We start from the raw sequence: 20,548 nt of genomic DNA, 5'->3' as shown, positions 1-20,548 counted from the left end.
GGCGGTACTGCCGTTCACAATGAACTCTACGATTCCCCTGTCCACGCCCCCGAGTACACTTATCCGCAGCCGTTTGCAAATCATGCTTCCCTATACATAAAAAACGCCTCAGCATCCTGAGACGTTTTGGCTGAATATTAATTACGGGGCAATTTTTACTTTCTGGCTGATGCTGCAGCTAAGTTTATTAGCGCTATCATAGGCATCTGCTTTGATGGTGATAGTTTTACCGCCATAGCCTGTAAAATTCAGCATAGCTTCATACGGAGATCCCACTGTTTCGGCCGCATATTTCCCGTTGATATAATAAACAACTTTGGTTGTATCCAGTCTATGATTACCCACAAAAGCACTGATTTTTGAGTCCTGGCTTCCAGCGGCGCCAGTGCTGGATTGGATAAATCCACATAAATGACTGGACTGGTTGAATTCATATCACTCAAAAAATAAGGACTGGCAGTCGCCCTCTTATAAGCACTTAAAATATTCTGGTTGCCAGACAGCAAGCATTTGCGAGCCGCTCCCCAGTTTTCTTCATTATCCCAATAAAACACGGCTTTGACTGCCGGATAGCGGCGGGCGATTTCATCGTAGAACTCTTTAAGGTCCTTTGCGCCTACCTGGGAAACATCCGTATTCGTAAATTCCACATTCTGGATCGGCGCTCCCTCAGACAAATAGATCGGTTTTCGTGCAGCATAGGCATCATAGATAGGTTTGATTCGATCTGTAAATTTAGTGTTGTGTTTACTCTTTCCATTGGCCAGATAAGGCGGATAAGAACTTACGCCAACCCAATCAACATATTCATCGCCCGGATACCATTGAGCCGCCGGTCCAAAAGGCCAATCATTCGGGGCCCAGCACATGGCGACATTCGGCGCTTCATTATGCATCACCCGGGCCACCAGTTGGAATTTTTCAATATATTTTTTGGGGTCTTTTCCCCATATACTGCCCGGGTCATTCATTTCGTTGGCAAAGCGAAGAAATATCGGAATCCCGCTATCAGCGGCCTGTTTGGCGAAATTATGGAGATAGCTGTCGTCTTGAACCTGATCGATTCCATAATAAGGCTCCAGCGCGATCTGCATCCCAACATTCAATTTTTTCGCCCGCTCATAGTGCGTTTTGTAATGGTTAAAATCCATGCTGCCGTAACGCAGATAAACCATATACATGGCATGTTTCTTACCGGTTAAACCAGGCACACCATCAAAATAAAACGGATTTCCGGTGTAAGCGTTATGTACCACACGGTCGCCTTCCGCATAAATGCCCAGATAAGACCCAATCTTAGGTTCAAATTTGGCGCCATGATAGGCCTGTTGATCCCCGGCTTGCACAGCCTTTTCCACATACAGCTTCATCTCATTGGCAGCAGTCTTGGCCGCCGCACAAGATGGAGGGACATTCATAATTACAAACAAAAAAACCAAGCATAAACACAATATTTTCTTCATCTTCGTCCTCCCTTGTCGTTTGAGATAATTTTGTGCTTTTTCTCCCTTCACAGTATATCATTGGGCAATATTACATTGCTACTGCATATAGGCATAATATTGCCTCAATGTTATCGCTTCTGGAATTTAGATTTATATCAGGTAAGCTGCTGCTTATGCAAACGCCAAAAACCTACGATGTTCGTCATCAAAATATCTGCTTTTATTAGAATACGGTATTATCAGTTAACATTATATTTTATATTGTAAAATGGTAATTTTTGTGATATGCTGTCTGCAAATACGACAAATATGATGTGGAATACAAGAATTACTATATAAAGCTCTGATTTTGGTCATGCTTGCATATCATCACCATAACTCACATGTTTAAAGCCAGATCATATTGCCTTCATTGCGGGATACAGGGTCTTACACAATGATAATGGAGGGGAGAAAGATTAATGTTAAAAAAGCGTCTGTTTATAATATTTTGCCTGGTTTTAGTCTTTATTGCAGTCGCTCCTCTGGAGAGGGCGAAGGCCGGCACAGGATGGGAAAAATGGTTCAGCAATGGCTCGGTTGAAACCAGGCCGGCCCGTTACATTTCCGTGTACAGCGCGGAGCTGGTGGGCTATGTGGATTGGAAGAACCGTCACGGAGGGCAGGATCTGGTACTTAGCGCCCATTTCAAGTACATTGACCTGACTGACTCCAGCAAGGGTTGGCAGACACTGACGGTAACCCCGGTGCCCACCCGCGGCGGTGAATACGCTGAAGAAATACACGGACTGGTCCCCGGGCATACCTACCGGTTCTATACTTATGTGAAAATGACTTCCTCGGGAAGCCATGAGGACAGCGCCCACAGCCAGACGTTTACTACCATTGGGGGCAACGGCAGCCCCTGGTCGGCCTACAGCAGCGATGGAGTGGTGGCGACTTCTCAGCCCAGCGGCATAGGCAAATTTGAAGCCGTACTGAGAGGCCACGTGGAATGGCAAAACAGGCATGCCATGATCGACCTGGTGCGGGACGCCCATTTCAAGTACATAGACCTCACCGACTCCAGCCAGGGCTGGCAGTCGGTAACGGTAACGCCTGTACCCACCAGCGGCGGCGATTATTCCGTGCGCCTGAAAGGGCTGGCCCCCGGCCATACCTACAAGTATTACACCTATTTGAATATGACCATGACCGGCGGCCATGAAGACAGCGCCCATACCCAGACCTTCACCACCGAAAAAGGAACCGGCAGCACATGGTCGGCGTACAGCAGCAGCGGCATTGTGGCAACGATGGCCGCCGAGAATGTTACCCAGTACAGCGCCGACCTTAAGGGACATGTGGAGTGGCAGAACAAAAACGCTATGATCGATCTGGTACGGGACGCCCATTTCAAGTACCAGGACCTGACGGATACCAGCAAGGGCTGGCAGTCGGTAACGGTGACCCCTGTACCCTCCGGCGGCGGTGATTTTACCGTGAACTTGAAGGGATTAACCCCCGGTCATGATTACCAGTTTTATGCTTATCTCAATATGACCGTGTCCGGCGGGCACGACGACAGCGCCCACACCATGAGCTTTTCCACCCTGCCGGGCAACGGCACCCCCTGGGAAACATACAGCAGCAACGGCGTGGTGGCAACCCTGGAAGCCGCAAATGTCACTAAATACGGAGCCGACCTGAAAGGCTATGTGAAATGGCAAAACCGGCATGGGATGATTGACCTGGTTAAAGGCGCCCATTTCTGGTACACGGACAACACTAACAAATACGCGGGCGACCGCACAGTAGAGGTAACGCCGGTACCTTCAAATGGCGGCTACTTCACCGCCCATCTGTCCGGTCTGGTTCCAGGCCATACCTATATGTTTTATGCCTGCGTCGATATGACAGTTTCCGGCAGTCACAACAATGTAAAACATATGCAGAGTTTTACTACCCAACCGGGCGAGGCCGGCTCCTGGCAGCCGCCCAATGTAAATTCCGGCGGGGACAGCGATGGTGTCCTGGCCACTTTGCCAGCTACCAATGTCGGGCAGTACTCGGCCGATCTCAACTGTCATGTGGAATGGCAGAACAAATCAAACATCATTTTTGAAAAAGATTATATAATTGAGCTGGGTTTTAACTACAGCGATGGAGTCACAACAGGAAAAACCACCTCGGCGCTGTTTTGGCCGCCGCCCAGTACGCCCCTTCATACCAAAGGCGGCGATTATACCGTACACCTTAAAGGGCTGCAACCCGGCCATACCTATACCTGCTTTCCTTATGTGATTATGCAAGGCACGGAAAGCAAATGGATGTCCGAGGCGCCGAAAATAACCTTCACTACCCTGCCGGGAACCGGCACACCCTGGAGAAGCAACAGCAGTATCGGCATCATTGCCACCCTGCCTGCCAGCAATGTGGCCGATTCCAGTGCTATCTTGCGCGGGCATGCTGAATGGGAGAACCAGAACTACAAGAAAAATCTGGTGAAAGAGGCTGGTTTCAGGTATCAGGACATTACCAGCGGTGAAAAAGACTGGAAAACTAAAAAGTTGATCTGGCCACCCAGCAACGGAAACGATTTCTCCGCAACCATTTCCGGTCTGACGAAAGGTCATGCCTATCGCTTCTATCCCTTCGTGAGTATATACAATGAGGGAACCTATGACGACAGCCTTCATGCCTTTGTTTTCACCGCCGGCGGCGGAAAGCAGTTAGATATTAAAGCCAGCCTGCCGATTGGCGTGGTTGGGAAAGGGTACAATGGCACCCTGACCGCTGCCGGGGGCGACGGCAACTATACCTACAGCGGCACCATCACCGCCTGGGACAGCTCGATCCCCGAAGGTGACGGCCTCCATTTTTATCCCAACGGCGTTATTGCCGGAACACCAAAGGCAGCTACTCCGACCTCGCCCCAGAAATTGCCCCTGCAGGTCTGGGCCACGGTAGTAGACAGCAGCGGCAACACCGGCAGCGGCAGTTTTGCCATTGATGTTATCGAGCAGCTGCGGGTTACCACTGCGAGCCTGCCCGGCAGCCTGACAGGAGTCCCCTACAAGACTTCTGACGGGAAGACCGTCACTCTCGCCGCGGCCGGAGGTACAGGCCCCTACAAATGGAGCGGAACCATTACCCCGGCCAATGGACTAACATTTAATTCCGACGGGTCTATTACCGGCACCCCGCAGTCGGCGGTCACATCCAAGGTTCATGTTCTGCTCAAAGACAGTGCGGGCAGAATCGCCGAGACTGACCTCAGTCTGCCCGTGTTTACTCAGTTAAAGATTACCAGCGTCAGCCTGCCCGGAGCGATAGCCGGATCTGGTTACCAGTCCCCTGACGGTAAGGCGGTTGCTCTGACTGCTGCAGGCGGTGATGGGAAGTATACCTGGAGCGGAACCATTACGCCGGCCAACGGGCTGACTTTAAAAACTGACGGGGCTATTACCGGCACCCCGCAGGCATCCGGCGAATCGACCGTGAACGCGGCCGTAAGCGATGGCAGCGGCAACAAGGTAAACGGCAGCTTCAAGATTACTGTATACAATAAATTGCAAATCACCACTTCTGTGCTGCCCGGCGGCCTGACCGGGGCCGCCTACCAGACCTCGGACGGGAAAGCCGTAACTCTCACAGCAACAGGCGGCGCTGGAAAGTATACCTGGAGCGGAACCATCACCCCCGCCAACGGCACTCTCCAGGTAACCAGTGACGGCAAGATAACCGGTGTTCCTGATGTTGCTTCGGGGAGCACGCCCTTAACCGTCGCGGCGGAAGTCAAGGACAGCAGCAGCAATAGCGCAAAGGCCAGCTTTAAGCTTTTTGTCAACGATCCGCTGCCACCGGGAATTGTCGGTCAGTTATATACAATGGACCTGGCCGGCAGCGGCGGTGACGGGAAATACACCTGGAGCGGGACCATCACCCCAGCCAACGGCACCCTGAAGGTAACCAGCGACGGCAAGATAAACGGCACCCCGCTACGGCCACGGGGAAGAAACCCTTAACCATCCAGGCTGTGGTAAAGGACGGAAGCGGCAACGCCGGAGGCATCAGCTCCAGTTGTCGGTACTTGACAAAACCGCCCGGCCGCTCACCATCACCACTACCAGCCTGCCGGAAGCAGCGGCGGGACAGTCCTACAGCGCTTCCCTGACAGCTACAGGCGGTGACGGGAAATACACCTGGAGCGGCAGCATCACGCCAGCCAACGGCCTGACCCTGAACGCCAGCGGTTCCATAACCGGCACCCCCCAGTCAGCCACAGTGTCAACGCTCAAGGCAACCGTCGCTGACAGCAGCGGCAACCGGGCTAAAGCCCAGTTTACCATCCAGCCTAAAGGAACCATCACTATGAACTTGGCCGAAACTACGATAGATATGGACAACAACAGCCAGCTCAAGTGCTTCTTTACCGTATACCCGGAGGATGCCGCTGTTTCCGCCTTCTCCAGCAGCAGCACCACCGCCGCCTGCAGCCTGGGCGGAAGTGACGGGAATTACTGGCTTGTCCTGACGGCCGGGACCCCCTCAAGTCCATATGACACAACGGCCACCATCACCGTGTCGGCCAGCAAGACCGGTTTTACAGGGACTGCCCGGAGTCTCCACATACAGGTACCCTACAAAGCCCCGCAGATAAAATTATCAACCAGCAGCGACTCGGTAATTAGAACAGCCCCAGGGCTTACAACCCTCACCGCCGCGCCGGGTACGGCAATCGGATCAACCCGGTTAACCCTTGGTTTTAATGGCGCCGTCTCCTATGCCGTACGTATCCTGGGAGACGTCTTCGCCGTACCGAACGTGGGAGGCCTCCCCTCCGGCGCAGATGCTTATAACCCCGGTGACAATATAACCGGTGTGACAGCCGGAATGCGCCTGGGCATCTATGCCCTGAATAATAACGGCAGGGTCATCGCCTTTAGCAGTCATGTACTGTCAGCATCAGAGATCGCGGCCTTTGTACCGGTCACTGACATAACCGGTGTACCTACTGCGGCAACGGCGGGAACTGATTTGACCCTGACCGGTACGGTTGAGCCCGGCAACGCCACGAACCAGACCATGGTATGGAGCATAAAGAATACCGGCGGGACAGGGGCCACCATATCCGGCAATACCCTCTCGGTGCCAGAGGTAGGTACTGTGACCGTAACCGCCTCCATCGCCAACGGACTAGCACCCGGCACTGACTATGCCAAAGACTTCAATATTACTGTTAATCCGGCCTTTGTACCGGTCACTGACATAACCGGTGTACCTACTGCGGCAACGGCTGGTTCTGATTTGACCCTGACCGGTACGGTTGAGCCCGGCAACGCCACGAACCAGACCATGGTATGGAGCATAAAGAATACCGGCGGGACGGGGGCTGCCATATCCGGCAATACCCTCTCGGTGCCAGAGGTAGGTACTGTGACCGTAACCGCCTCCATCGCCAACGGACTGGCGCCGGGAACAGACTATGCCAAGGACTTCACTATTGAGGTGAGAGTCGCAGCGCCCTCGATTGAAGATAAGGATGTCGGTCCGGATGGCGACATTTATATTAATGAACTAAGTCACACGGGTGCCGCCTCTTTTGCTATATACGTTCAGGACAGCGCGTTCATCATACCTAATGTGGGAGACAGCCTCCCCGCCCTCCCGGCAGGTCATTCTTATACCTCTTACACCACAGGACAGGGATCAATAGCAATAACAGCAGGGCCGTACCTGGGAATCTATGCCCTGGATGCAGACGGCAGGATTATCGCCTTTTCAAGATGGAGGATGCAAGAAGATGGAAGCCTGATTGAATATTGAAAAGTATGATTTAGTATACCAGGGATAAATTATGCCGTATTGATATTTAAAGGAGGAATCGGCACATGAGAAAATTATCGTTTATACTGATCATCCTGGCAGCAGCACTGCTGGCCTTAATGCCGCAGACGGCTCTGGCGTCTGTTACCATCAGCGCCCTGGCGGCCTCGGCCGACATGGCGGCGGGCACAGCCATGGTGACCGGTAAAGTCAGCTCCGGTTCGCCCGCTGGCATATCCATCCAGATAACGGATACCAATGGCAGCCAGGTCTATTCGGGCAGCACCACCTCCTCATCTGACGGAAGCTTCACCCTGACCTGCAGCCTGGGAGAAAACAAGTCTGCAGAGTACCTGGTCAAGGCAACGGCGGATAACGTGGATATGCCGGCTTTTGTCTTCCTTGTCCCTGGTAATACCTCTGCCGTAAACCAGGACAAAACAGACAACGATTCCGGCCCATCAGCACAGGTGGTTGTCCCCCTGCTGCCGCCCCCAACCGTAGCCGTAAGCGCTCCCCTGAACAACGCCAAGGCCACTATTGGGACAGCCGTCACCATATCCGCCTCCGGAACAGGCTGCGACCACATGGCAGCCTGTTATAAAGACTCCAAGGGACAGGTCACCTGGCTCGGGGTGCAAAACGGCAACAGCTACAGCGCATCTTTTACGCCGCAGCTTGGCGGTACCTACACCGTAACCATCTACGGCAGGAACACTCCCAAAGACACTGACCCCGGCTCCCTGGGAACATCAGCCAGCTCTGCAATGGTTGCGGAACTACCCATCCGACTGTAAGGCTGCTCAGTCCCTCTGATGCTTACAGCGGTTCGACCTGCCCGCCCGGAACTATAACCATTTCCGCTGTGGGGACTGGCTGCGACAACATGGAAGTCGTTATCATGAAAAACAATAAAAGCACCTCGCTGGGAGTACAGCAGGGCAACACCTACCGGGCCACCATAACGGAGACTGGAAAGACAGATATTCTCGTCACCGTTTACGGCAGAAATTCAGCTAATTCCAAGGATCCCGGCTACAAACAGGTTCAAAAAAGCACATACTTATATGTAAGAACGCAGTGAGACCAATATATCAGCCCTCCAGACATTTATTATTTTTGCTGATCAAAACAAAGCTTAACACAATGGTAAATGCTTCTGTCACAGGAGCCACGAGCCATACACCTGTCATGCCTAATAATGATGGTAAAGTTAAAATACATATCAACAATACCACCAATCCTCTGGATGAGGAAATTAGGGCTGATTCTTTTGCTTTTCCAATCGAAGTGAAATAGAAGGAGGTGATGGTATTAACTCCTGAAAATAAAAAAGAAACAACAAAAATACTTATACCTGATTCAATCAAAGATTCAACCGTTCTACTATTGACAAAAATACCGCTATACCAATCAGAAGCAATTAACATAACCATCATGGCTGCCGCTCCAGTCAGGAACACCAGCAAATTAGTCATCTTACGAATCGTTTGGCTAAGGTTAAGTTCTTTCGCACCATAAGAAAAACTGATCAAGGGGCTGGCTCCTTGTCCAAATCCAATAATAACCATATTAAATAAATACGCCACATATCCTACTATGGTAAATGCAGCCACCCCGGCAACACCCGCTGTTTTCATTATTACCCAGTTATAGGCAAACATTGAAATACACAGGGACATCTGTCCGATTAATTCTGAGCTGCCGTTTAATACCGTATCCCGCAATACGCTTTTAGAGAATTGAAAATACCTGAATTTATAAACATCTGATTTTTTCAGGAAAAACCCAACCATACAAACCAGCCCGATATTAAGAGAAATCAGCGAGGCCCAGGCAATGCCGCCTATGCCCCAATGAACCAATCGTATAAATAAATAATCCAACAACACATTGCATATTACCGTTAAGATATTAATCATCATAAAAAGCTGGGGTTTGCCTTCTCCCCGGATAAACATACCCAGGGCAGCATTTACAATCATAACCGGATACGCTAATACCATAATGGAATAGTAACTGTAAAAACACCGGGCAACCTGGGCATCCATATTCATCAGACCCATAATAGGGTTGAAAAAAAACCATACCAGCAGACTTATCAATACCGATACAATTATGGCAGAAACAACCGTTTGGTTAAAAACATCATTACTTTTCTTTAGATCCTGCGCTCCCAACGCTATTCCCGCAATCGCAATACCGCCGACACCAAACATAATACCAATCGCTAAATAAACATATAATACCGGCAAACCCAGTGTTACAGCCGCGATACCTTCTTTCCCAACATAATTGCCGATAAAGAACCCATCAACTATGGTTATGAGTGAAGTGAGGACCATAGATATTATAGAGGGGATGGAAAATTGGAAAATCATGACTGCCGTTTTATCTTTTATCCTTTGTAAATCCATAAAAAACAGACTCCTTTCAAATCGGACTATTGCTTAAGCAGCAGTTCAATTATAGAAAGAAGCCTGTTTTTATACTTCTGAATTCTTGCTCTATCGAATCGGTATATATAGATCAATTACAAAACACATATTATCATTATCAACAGCCCGATAAATTTCAAATCCATATCTTGCATCCATTTCATAGCCGCTGCCCGGCAGCCAAATGTGGAATATTCCCTGGAAAGCAGCAAATATCTCCGGTATTCGGCCCTCAAATTGATAGACCGCATATTTGCCGCCTGGTATCGTTGTAACATTATCCAATGAACAGTTTTCATCAACCGTCATGCAGACGTCATATAAGCATTGCTCTATACTGGTTATGGAAGGATCGTCGTAAGACCTTTCAATCAAAAGGGTATCTGCCTGCAAATAATCCTTATATTTTTTCTGTGAAGTCGCACCAGTTTTTTCCCAGTTCAATATAGTTCCCGATATGTCTTTCATAAATAACCACCAAATCATTTATCTCCTGAATGGTAATCCGTTGATTGTATTCTGCAAATGATTTAAATCTGGCTAACTTATCAGGAAAAATAGGATGGTTTACAAACGAAGTATTCATACCCTTGCGGAATTCTGCCGGAGAGATATTATAGTGCTTCTTAAATGCGGAACTGTAATTTGATGGACTGTATCTATAATTAAATCCGATTTCGGTAATCGACTTGTTTTTTTCAATCTTCAGCCTAAAAGCGCTTTGTTCCATCTTTAACCGTTTGATGAAGGCATAGATGCTTTCCCCGGTTTCTGCTTTAAAGATTCTGCTAAAGTGGTATTTTGAAAAATGACAATGGTTGGCAACATCTTCAACGGATATTTCCTCATCTAAATGTTGCATGATATATTCAATACTCTGATTCACGAATCTGTTTGTAATCATAACACACAACTCCCCCGGCCCATGATCCAAAGACGATAACCTTATAAGATTTTAAATTAAGGTCCATTCGGGGTAAAAACGGGATTCATTCCTGCTTTTATTCTATATCACAGAAGTTAGTCTGTTCAATGTTTGTATTGCTATAGCATCTGCAAAAGGCAGCATAATCGATAAACCCGCAGGCAGGGCGATCAGCGTGGTGTCAAGGGGTGTCAAGGGGAGGGGTGTCAAGGGGACGGTTCTCTTGACACCTTTTTTGTCCATTTGGCCAGGTGTCAAGAGAACCGTCCCCTTGACACCCTATGGGAATCAGCCATTACACTAAATATAGATGTTTACCGGTCAATGGGTCGAGGCGGAAAAGGTTGCACAGCTCATTGAGAATCTGTATATTGGCCAGCCCGACATTCATTACCGTATCATTACCGCCATAATATATGGCAACCGTATCGTCCTTGCCGGCTAATGCGCCGCAGCTGAATACTACATTAGGAACGTGAATGTAATCAGTCTCTTTTACCGAACAATCACTTGCAGCCGGCATTAATATCGGTTTAGCGCTGATACGAATTTTATTAGGATTGGCTGGGTCTGCAAGATCGTGGAAAGCCACGCCAAGGGTGTACGGGTTGCCCGCCATGGTTGAACGTACGCCATGAAATATATTCAGCCACCCATACCGAGTCCTGATTGGCGGTGCGCCTGGCCCGATCTTAGCCTGGAATGCACTGGGTCCGTGACCGCTTCGCATAATTACATGGCTTATTTCCCATGGTCCGGTAGGACTGGGGGCGAAACCAGCGCATATTTCTCCAAATGAACCGCCGATGTGACTGAAACCGGACCTTTCCTTTACTTTATCGTTGGGGCGAAGCAAGGCTATCCAATTTCCATTCGTATCAGGTTCAGGGAATATGACTACATTGCGCATATCCTGCTGGGAAATGGGGCCATAGCGAACAACCGTCTTAAAGTCCCTGGTTGCCGCCAGCATTACCACCACCCTATCGGGAATATGTTCGTGATAAGCACTGTATGTCAATATATGTGACCCGCCGCCAACCGGGTTAATTCTGACATCTTCCACCCCGCCGGCTTCAGCTTCAATAACAGAACTTATATCAACGCCTTCAGCATATATGTCATTCTCTGTCGCAGGCAACAGGAATGGTCTGGAATCCACTATCCAATTATTCAGGCCGTTATCACTTACAGCTTTGCCAATTACGCTGCGCCCATCTGCAATGTGGGAACGAAACAGCATTATAGTTTGACTCTTGCCGTTAGCGTCTGTCACTGTTGCTATTCCCGCGTTATGAACCGTGTAAGCATATAGACGGTTATCGTCTCCCCAGGCTTTATTGACTTCATGGCATGTTAATATTGGGTTGCCAGGATAGCGTAAGACCGGTTCATTAATCGTTACTATCCCCTCAAATTCACTTAACTTAACCTGCGCTTGCGTACAACCCATTTTCTTTCTCCTTTTTATTGGGTATAATTTTTAGATTATGCTAATTTGTAAACTAAAATTCTATAAAAGTCCCTTACTCTGGGATTACTGTTGAATAATATTAGTTCTTTTTGCCAAATGCTTCTTCGCCCTGATGAAGTGAAAACAAAAACCTGGTCCACAATTTTGTAAACCAGGTCTTAGTCTAAGAATTGGTTATATTAAGAAAATGGATGCGCAACATGTTAAAACTAAATCAAACTAAAGAGGCTGCTTGTTGGCTGAACAGGCCACACAAAATAATTATACCGAATAATAGTTAATCAGGCTTCCTCGCAGGATGATATCCCGTTCATCAGCTGACAGCTTCTTTAAAAACAGGTTGATTTCCCTCATGCCCTGGCTGCCGATGATCTGAGCCTTAATTACTTCATCACCGTTTTGTAGTTTTTCTCGAATATCCGGGATAAAAACCAGGTCCCCCGCCTCGAAGCTCACGTCTTTGTCGACGGTAAACGGAAGCATTCCCCAATTTATAAGGTTGCTGCGGTATCTTTTGGTGGCATATTCGACCGCAATATTGGCCCAGGCTCCCAGTACCTTCTGGCATGAGGCCGCCTGCTCGCGCGCGGAACCGTCGCCTGGCTTAATTGCGTATACCACACTGCCGATTTCTACGGTTTTCAGCAGTTCAGCTACGCTGGCAAATCGGCTGTTGTGAGAAATAACCCTGGCAGCGATTGCTTTGAGTTCATCTGAGATAACCGGCTTTTTTTCCGGATGCTCTATAATCTTGCGCCGCTCCATCTCCAGATCTCTTATGGCCTTGGCTTTGCCACATAACCAGGGTCCTTTCTTGATAATGTAAATTCAGCCAATCTCTGCGGATTGGACCTGAAGGAAGAGGTCTCCCCGGAAGGAATCAGCTCATCGGTGGTAGTAACCGGATCAGTAATTACCGCAGCTACTTCCAGCACCAGGTTCTGCGGCAGGGCGCTCATGGCCGGCCAGTCAGCGATGTTGGGGCCAAATTTGAGAGACTCGTTAATGGCAGGCTTTTTAAAACCATCATATACCCGGTTGGCATATATCTCCGCATTGAAGGTATACCTTACCCTGCAGGCTTAATTGCCGCCTCGGTAGCCGGAGTCAAAATGCCGCCATTCAAAGCGGTAGCGGCAATCGATCTGGCATCCATCAGGGCTACCGAAGAAATCTGGCCTTCACCTGGTTTCGAACCCTCCGGTTGGGGAAGTTGCGGGTTGAATGCCGGATGCTCAAACCTCCATTGGCCGGTACGTCACCGGCACCGAAACATGGGCCGCAGAAGGCGGTTTTAATAGTTATACCCGCCGCCAGCATTTTTGCGGCAGCGTTATTTCTGATCAATTCGTAGTAGATCGGCTGGCTGGCGGGGTATACGCTGAAAGCTAGTTCCCCATGGCCAATCGAGCGCCTGTCCACCATGGCGGCGATTTCGTACAAATTCTCGAAGGAACCGCCGGCACAGCCGGCTACTACCGCCTGGTCCGCCTTGAGCTTGCCGCCTACAATCTTATCGGTCAATTTAAACTGTATGTCGGGATTCTCGATCTGTTTTTGCCCCTCTGCCTCTACACTGCGTAAAATATCATAGGCATTCCGGTTAAGCTCGGCAATGGTAAACACGTTGCTGGGATGGAAAGGCAGGGCAATCATAGGTTCAATCTTACTCAGGTCAACCATGATGAGACCATCATAATAGGCAACTTTGCCCGGCTGTAATTTGCTGTAACATTCGGGACGGCCGTGGGTTTTGTAGTAGGCTTTTACCTTGTCGTCTGTTGCCCAAATAGAACTTAAACAGGTGGTCTCGGTGGTCATAACGTCAATGCCGTTGCGGTAATCCACGGATAATTCCGCGATGCCGGGGCCGATAAATTCCAGGACCTTGTTATTAACAAAACCGTTGCCAAACACCGCCCCGATAATAGCCAGCGCCACATCCTGCGGACCCACCCCCGGATTGGGCTTCCCCTCCAGGTAGACGGCAACGATATCCGGGCAGGCTACGTCATAGGTCTTTTGCAGGAGCTGTTTTACCAACTCAGGGCCGCCTTCGCCAATTCCCATAGTACCTAGTGCGCCATAACGGGTATGGCTGTCAGAGCCCAGGATCATGCTGCCGCAGCAGCTCATCATTTCTCTCATATACTGATGGATTACCGCCTGATGGGCCGGGACATAGATCCCTCCATACTTCTGCGCCGCAGACAGGCCAAAAACGTGATCGTCTTCATTAATGGTACCTCCCACCGCACAAAGGCTGTTATGGCAGTTGGTCAAAACATACGGAACCGGAAATTCCTGCAGACCGCTGGCCCGCGCAGTCTGAATGATCCCCACGTAGGTAATGTCGTGCGAAGCCAGGACATCGAAGCGAAGCTTCAGATAATTCATATCGCCGGAAGTATTATGTTTAGACAAAATGCCATAAGTAATAGTATTCTTCCTGGCCTGGTCACGATCCAATTTGCTAATATCGGGAGGTAGGTCTGCACTGTCATTTAAAATATGAGCCCTATCATCCTGAAGCTGCAAAAGGGTTTTCCTGTTCCACAGGAATACCCCGTTATTTACTAAGCGAACCAAAACAGCACCTCCAAATAAATGTCAATAAATAAGTATTAGATAAAACCAATTAGTATTTTAACACAACATCACGCCATAGTAATAATAGTGAACGTTTATGGAACAGATTTGCGTTGACTTGTGTGATAAAACCAAATTACAATTATTTTAGAGTTGTTCGGAGGCTGCTGATTTTAAAACTAGCCGAATCGCACGACAGATTTCATTCGTTTCGCCAGATCAAGATCTTCATGGTGCATCCCGGTAATTATTCCTGTGTTTTCATTAAGTTATATTGAAAGGGTGTATGTTAATGCAAATGTCAGAATTCATTGCCAAATTGGACGGCAGCGATCAGAATCTGGCGGATCGGTTGTCCAAATGCAAGAAACCGGAAGAGGCCTATGCCATTGCTCAGGAATACGGCGTTGAAGGGGATATTCTGAAAGTAAACCGACCATTTTAGCATCGATGACATCCTCTCCGGTTAATCGTTTTGAGCAGGTTACCGGGGAAGCGCGCCTCAAGCACTGGTCCACAAGACGGCGGCGGCGGCAATGGAAACGCCGCTGGCGACCGATTCAACTACCGAGTCTGACACATCAACTGCGCCTCCGCCAGCGACATTGATCAGATCTTCTTCCGTCAGTTCCTGCAGGGCCTTGTACAGCCGGTCCATTTCAGTCACAAATCCTCCCGGCTGGCTTCCAAGCCATAGGATTGAGCGGCCGCATAAGCCTCATCCGGATTCTTGCATCGGCTCATATGCTCAAACAATGCCGCATCACTGCCATCCAGGCAGCTGATAAACTCCTGTATGTTCATGGTCGCACACCCCCCCCATTTTACGATTGGTCATGATATAGTATTATAGTATATAAGCAGTGAATTTGAAAACCTGGTCGCATCTAATCAAAGCTACACATAAAAAAATATATATCTATTGGAAACCGTACAACTCGACAGATATAATATGAAACGAGGGTAATTTACCCTCGTTTTGCCATCTCCAAATTTTACTTCCATTTTTATAAACGTCATCGGGAAGGGGCATATAGAAATCAATAGCTCCGGACGGCTGGTCGATGGGACTTATTGAAGGACTGGCCCCTCGTTTTTTTGCGTCTGCCAAAGTATCTTAGTTTAACACCCAAGGCTTATTGTATTTTGCTATGTTACACCAAGAACGTCCGAACTCACTGAAAAGTAATAGCTTTGCCAATCTGTCGGCAATGCTGACGATGAAAGATAATCTTAGGACTGGGACACCGTATCTGTTCTCTTATCCCTTTCCTGCATTATTGTAACAATAACACTTACTGCCTCCGCACGGGTGGCATGTTCCCGCGGCCGGAAGGTATTGTCCGGGTAGCCCTTTAGCATGTTGGCTTTCATCGCCGCCAGTACACTCCCCTTGGCCCAGGAAGATATGAGGGCGTTATCGGTAAAGGAAGTATCCCCGCTGGCCTCCTGCAGCTTGGCCGCGTTGACAACCATGACTGCCAACTCTTCTCGAGTTATCAGGTTGTCCGGCCTCATGCAGCCATCGCCGTAGCCGCTGATAATACCTTCGGCCGCCGCTATGGCAATGCCGTCTTGTGCCCAGTGGCCGGCAGTATCCTGAAAGGGCGCTTTATTTCCGTTGGTCTTCAGGTTCAAGGCTTTTACCAGTATGGTAACGATTTCCGCCCGGGTGATTTTTCCATCCGGCCGGAAGCTGCCATCCGGATAACCGCTGACAATTCCCATTTCCGCCAGCTTTTCAATATTAGTCCGAGCCCAATTCTTATAGGTATCGGAAAAGATTTTTTTAACCCGGGAAGGACTCGGCGTTTCTTGACTGGCCTCGGAATTACCAGCTGCCTCATTTTTGGCCAGAACAGCAAACTGGGTAAAGTGATCGACGGTTATGGTTACTTTATTCCCCGAGACGGTGCCGCCCAGGATAACCCACTTGGAACTGTTGGTATCATAGTACCCGATAGCAGGAACAGTACCTGCCGGAACCCTGGCCGGGTCGAATTCCAGGGTGATGGTTACCGGCTTGCTGAAGGTATATGATTTGGCTTCTCCCACCTGGAATTCATAGGTCTGCCCCAGCAATGTAAAGCCTGAGGGTACAGCCGCCGGAGTACTCAGCCTGGTTATTACCACATTGGTATCAGCGCTGCCCTGGAGAGCTCCAGGGGGTATAGTGACTGATGCTTCACTGTTTAGATTAACCGTACTGCCCTGTGAAGGAGATACTTTAACCTCACTGGTGGTTGAGTTGACAGGCGAGGAAGATGAGGAACCTCCTGTATTGCTATTGGTTATTATCGTCCACCGGGCATACAGGGTTACGTTCGCGGTCCCCATGGTCAAAATGTTGCCCGCACTATAGGCGGTACCGCTGCCGTCTGCTTGGGTGTTCCACCCGGCAAAGCTGTATCCGCTTTTCACCAGACTGCCCGTGTTGCCAATCACGGTTACAGTATCATTTTGATAGTATTGATTGCTGTCCGTCGGTACTGACCCGCCGGTATTGCCGTTGCCGTCATAGGTTACGGTATAAACCGGTGCCCACTGGGCATACAGGGTTACGTTAGCGGTTCCCATGGTTAAGTTGTCACCTGCATTATAGGCGTCTCCGCTGCCATCGGCTGCTGTATTCCACCCGGTAAAGCCAAAACCTGTTTTCACCAGACTGCCCGTGTTTCCAATCACGGTTACAGGATTATTTTGATAGTACTGATTGCTGTCCGTCGGTACTGACCCGCCGGTATTGCCGTTGCCGTCATAGGTTACGGTATAAACCGGTGCCCACTGGGCATATAGTGTAATATTGGCGGTTCCCATGGCAAAGGTACTGTCTGCATTATAGGCGTCTCCGCTGCCATCGGCTGCTGTATTCCACCCGGTAAAGCCAAAACCCGTTTTCACCAGGCTGCCCGTGTTGCCAATCACGGTTACAGAATTATTTTGATAGTATTGATTGCTGTCCATCGGTACTGACCCGCCGGTGCTGCCGTTGCCGTCATAGGTTACGGTATAAACCGGTGCCCACTGGGCATATAGTGTAATATTGGCGGTTCCCATGGCAAAGGTACTGTCTGCATTATAGGCGTCTCCGCTGCCATCGGCTGCTGTATTCCACCCGGTAAAGCCAAAACCCGTTTTCACCAGACTGCCCGTGTTTCCAATCACGGTTACAGTATCATTTTGATAGTACTGATTGCTGTCCGTCGGTACTGACCCGCCGGTGCTGCCGTTGCCGTCATAGGTTACGGTATAAACCGGTGCCCACTGGGCATATAGTGTAATATTGGCGGTTCCCATGGCAAAGGTACTGTCTGCATTATAGGCGTCTCCGCTGCCATCGGCTGCTGTATTCCACCCGGTAAAGCCAAAACCTGTTTTCACCAGCCCTCCGGTATTACCCAAAATGTTCACTGGAACATTGGCTTCGTAATTATTGTTGTCCGTTGGAACACTTCCCCCGGTGCTGCCGTTGCCGTCATAGGTTACGGCGCAGCCCGAGTTCATGTCTGCGGGTACTTCAACTATTTTCTCCGAAGGAATAATACTGCCAATATGGGTCCTATAGCCGGCGGCTTTGGCGGTATATAAAACTGCGTCGGTGCCCTTCTGAACGACGCAGCCGGTTAACCCGTTTGTGTCAGTAATATAATCATGATTATCCAGGGTAACCGTTGCTCCCGAAATATTGCCGGCCCCGACCATTACGTTAAAGCGCAGGTAGCTCAGGTCATTAGAATTGGTGTCTTTCAGGGTACCCGGGTTTGTTGAACTGCCGCTGCCGTAGCCTATATGCTCGGATTCGTTCTTGGTTCCGGTAGCAATAATGGTGGGATTGCCAGTGACTGTCACTGTGGAACCTTCACCACCCTGTCCACCTCCTATGCCTGCGCTTTTATTGCCTCCGACTGCGGTTATCGAACCTCCGCTGATGATAATCCTGCCCAAGCCGCTTTCATGGCCGCCGCCAATGCCCGCTCCGCTGTAATCGCTGGACATGGGGGGTACCTGGCCGCACCCTCCGATTGCGGTTACATTACCTCCGCTGATGGTGATATTAGGTCCGAAAATACCCTCCTTACGGCCGCAGCCTATACCTGCACCGCCATATCCTCCGGTCGCTTTTATATCCCCGCCAGAAATTGTGATAACCCCGCCGTTATGCATCTCCCCTCCGCCGATGCCTGCTCCGCTTAACCCGTCGCCGAGGCCTGCTCCGGCTATCCCGCCGCCTTTTGCGGTAACACTTCCGCCATTTATGCGGATACTTCCGGTCGTATCATAGGATAAACCTGCATACTTCCCACTGCCAATGCCTGCCCCATAGGCGCCGCCGGTTGCATTTACGGTGCCGCCGTTTATAATTATGGTACCGCTGCTTTTCAAATAACCGCCGCCGATGCCTGCGGATAGTCTTCCTCCGGTTGCTGTTACGACTGTTGCCAGCCCATCTATAGTTATCGCGCCCCCGCGGCCGTTATAGCCACCGCCGATGCCTGCTCCGCCGTAATTTGAACGGCCGGTGCCGCCGGTTGCGGTCACATTGCCTCCGGTTATGGTGATATTGCCGCCCTGCCCATTACAGCCGCCGCCTATGCCCGCTCCGCCGTAGTCATTGTCACGACCTCCACCTTTTGCGATTACCGTACCTCCAGTTATGGTGATATTGCCGCTGCCGGCACCGTCACCACCACCTATACCCGCAGCCCCAAATCCGGCCTCAGCGTTCACCGTGCCTCCGCTTATGCTTATATTGTTCCCGCCGCCATAATGACCGCCACCAATGCCTGCTCCGCCGCAGTATATTTCCGTATCGCTTAGTTGGCCTGATCCGCCGGTTGCGGTTACATTACCTCCAGATATATTTATATTTCCGCTGCCGGCCCGGTCATTACCGCCAATGCCTGCTCCGCCATATCCCCCGGTGGCAGTTACCGTACCTCCGGTTATGTTGATTGTATCAACGCGGCCGATGCCGGTACCTCCACACGATGCGGTAGAATTTATAGTCCCGCCGTTTATGGTGATAGTACCGCCGGAACTTCCGATACCGCCGCCTATACCGGCCGGGCCGCCACTGCCGCATCGTATAGTAATATCTCCTCCGTTGATAGTAATGTTGTTAACTCTGCCATCTGAACCGCTGCCAATGCCGGCACCCTGACCGCCAACCCATGCATATATAATGCCTCCGTTTATAGTGATTACGCCACTGCTTCCACCGTTCCCACCTCCGATACCAGCCGTAAGTTTAGTTGCCTGATTGGATTTTACATAACCTCCATTTATGGTGATATTGCCGGCGCTTTCACTTTCACCCCTGTGTCCGCCGTAACCGCCGATACTGCCCGTTACGGACAGAACATCGCTGCTATCAGCATCAGCAGGGTCTTTTTTGTCTATTACCAGGGTTTTGCCTGCTGGTACGTGAATAGAAGCCCCTTTTGTTGAATTGATCGAGCAGGAGCCTTTTATGTAAAGATTAACGGTTTGATTGGTCTGAATCTCTATACAGTTTTTTCCGCTGCCAGCATCCGTGATGCTCAGGTTATCAAGGGTCAGATTCAGACCTGTATTCCTGTTGTCCGGTATCAGGATCTGAACGGCATTGCTGGAGGAACCGGTGATAGTTATATTGTTCGGCTGGTACACCGCATCGCCGACGCTTATAGTCCCGCCGTAGCTGCCGTCAATTTGATAGACCGCGTCACTTTCCGAAATGGTATAATCGCCGCTTCCCGATATCGTTGTCACTGCTTGAGCAATTGGCGGCATAACCACAGGCATTATCGCCAGCATAAACACCATAACTAAAAACCATGTAAAGCTCCTTAGGTATTTTTGATCATGATAAATCATAAACTCACTGTGT

The 20,548-nt window shown here is 49.7% G+C and carries 11 protein-coding genes and 2 pseudogenes; 5 read left to right on the top strand and 8 right to left on the bottom strand.

Going from position 1 to position 20,548, the window contains the following annotated elements:
- Positions 1 to 248 precede the first annotated feature (248 nt).
- Positions 249 to 1,463: a glycoside hydrolase family 26 protein gene (locus JCM14374_RS02360; RefSeq protein ID WP_054693002.1), complete on the bottom strand. Its 1,215-nt coding sequence runs from the start codon at positions 1,461 to 1,463 to the stop codon at positions 249 to 251.
- A 443-nt stretch (positions 1,464 to 1,906) separates the two neighbouring features.
- Between JCM14374_RS02360 and JCM14374_RS02355 the strand changes: the two genes are divergently transcribed.
- From JCM14374_RS02355 to JCM14374_RS02340, 4 genes are all read left to right on the top strand, one after another.
- Positions 1,907 to 5,452 (top strand): hypothetical protein, encoded by a 3,546-nt coding sequence (locus JCM14374_RS02355; protein ID WP_054692999.1) that lies wholly within the window; start codon positions 1,907 to 1,909, stop codon positions 5,450 to 5,452.
- A gap of 55 nt (positions 5,453 to 5,507) precedes the next feature.
- Complete coding sequence (locus tag JCM14374_RS02350) at positions 5,508 to 7,253, top strand: hypothetical protein (RefSeq protein WP_054692997.1); 1,746 nt, start codon at positions 5,508 to 5,510, stop codon at positions 7,251 to 7,253.
- A gap of 65 nt (positions 7,254 to 7,318) precedes the next feature.
- On the top strand, positions 7,319 to 8,050 hold the full coding sequence (locus tag JCM14374_RS02345) for a hypothetical protein (protein WP_054692994.1): 732 nt from the start codon (positions 7,319 to 7,321) through the stop codon (positions 8,048 to 8,050).
- Positions 8,051 to 8,154: 104 nt separating this feature from the next.
- Complete coding sequence (locus JCM14374_RS02340; protein ID WP_054692991.1) at positions 8,155 to 8,337, top strand: hypothetical protein; 183 nt, start codon at positions 8,155 to 8,157, stop codon at positions 8,335 to 8,337.
- A 10-nt stretch (positions 8,338 to 8,347) separates the two neighbouring features.
- Here JCM14374_RS02340 and JCM14374_RS02335 read toward each other — a convergent pair whose 3' ends face one another.
- The 4 genes and pseudogenes from JCM14374_RS02335 to JCM14374_RS02320 all read right to left on the bottom strand — a co-directional run bounded on the left by JCM14374_RS02335 (position 8,348) and on the right by JCM14374_RS02320 (position 14,679).
- A complete protein-coding gene (locus JCM14374_RS02335) occupies positions 8,348 to 9,670 on the bottom strand; it encodes an MATE family efflux transporter (protein ID WP_054692988.1) in 1,323 nt (440 codons plus the stop codon).
- A gap of 90 nt (positions 9,671 to 9,760) precedes the next feature.
- Positions 9,761 to 10,595 (bottom strand): annotated as a pseudogene (locus tag JCM14374_RS02330) (AraC family transcriptional regulator).
- A 316-nt stretch (positions 10,596 to 10,911) separates the two neighbouring features.
- Complete coding sequence (locus tag JCM14374_RS02325; protein WP_054692986.1) at positions 10,912 to 12,069, bottom strand: glycoside hydrolase family 130 protein; 1,158 nt, start codon at positions 12,067 to 12,069, stop codon at positions 10,912 to 10,914.
- 282 nt (positions 12,070 to 12,351) lie between these two features.
- Positions 12,352 to 14,679: pseudogene (locus tag JCM14374_RS02320) on the bottom strand (hydratase).
- Between the two features lie 292 nt (positions 14,680 to 14,971).
- Here JCM14374_RS02320 and JCM14374_RS13345 point away from each other — a divergent pair.
- The gene (locus tag JCM14374_RS13345; RefSeq protein ID WP_172674129.1) at positions 14,972 to 15,124 is read left to right on the top strand and encodes a Nif11-like leader peptide family natural product precursor; all 153 of its coding nucleotides are present in this window, start codon (positions 14,972 to 14,974) and stop codon (positions 15,122 to 15,124) included.
- Between the two features lie 57 nt (positions 15,125 to 15,181).
- On the opposite strand, the gene JCM14374_RS13340 is transcribed toward JCM14374_RS13345, so the two are convergent.
- From JCM14374_RS13340 to JCM14374_RS02315, 3 genes are all read right to left on the bottom strand, one after another.
- Positions 15,182 to 15,346, bottom strand: coding sequence for a hypothetical protein (locus tag JCM14374_RS13340; RefSeq protein WP_157048916.1), 165 nt, complete (start codon positions 15,344 to 15,346; stop codon positions 15,182 to 15,184).
- Entirely contained in the window at positions 15,343 to 15,483 is a 141-nt protein-coding gene (locus tag JCM14374_RS13335; protein WP_157048915.1) for a hypothetical protein, read from the bottom strand. Before JCM14374_RS13335 ends, JCM14374_RS13340 begins: the two co-directional genes overlap by 4 nt.
- Before the next feature lie 429 nt (positions 15,484 to 15,912).
- A complete protein-coding gene (locus JCM14374_RS02315; protein ID WP_172674127.1) occupies positions 15,913 to 20,475 on the bottom strand; it encodes an InlB B-repeat-containing protein in 4,563 nt (1,520 codons plus the stop codon).
- Between the last annotated feature and the right edge of the window lie 73 nt (positions 20,476 to 20,548).

The sequence above is a fragment of the Syntrophomonas palmitatica JCM 14374 genome, assembly GCF_001311885.1.
Taxonomy (GTDB): Bacteria; Bacillota; Syntrophomonadia; order Syntrophomonadales; family Syntrophomonadaceae; genus Syntrophomonas_A; species Syntrophomonas_A palmitatica.
Note: the sequence above shows the minus strand (reverse complement) of the source record. Positions and strands in the feature narration are given on the sequence as shown.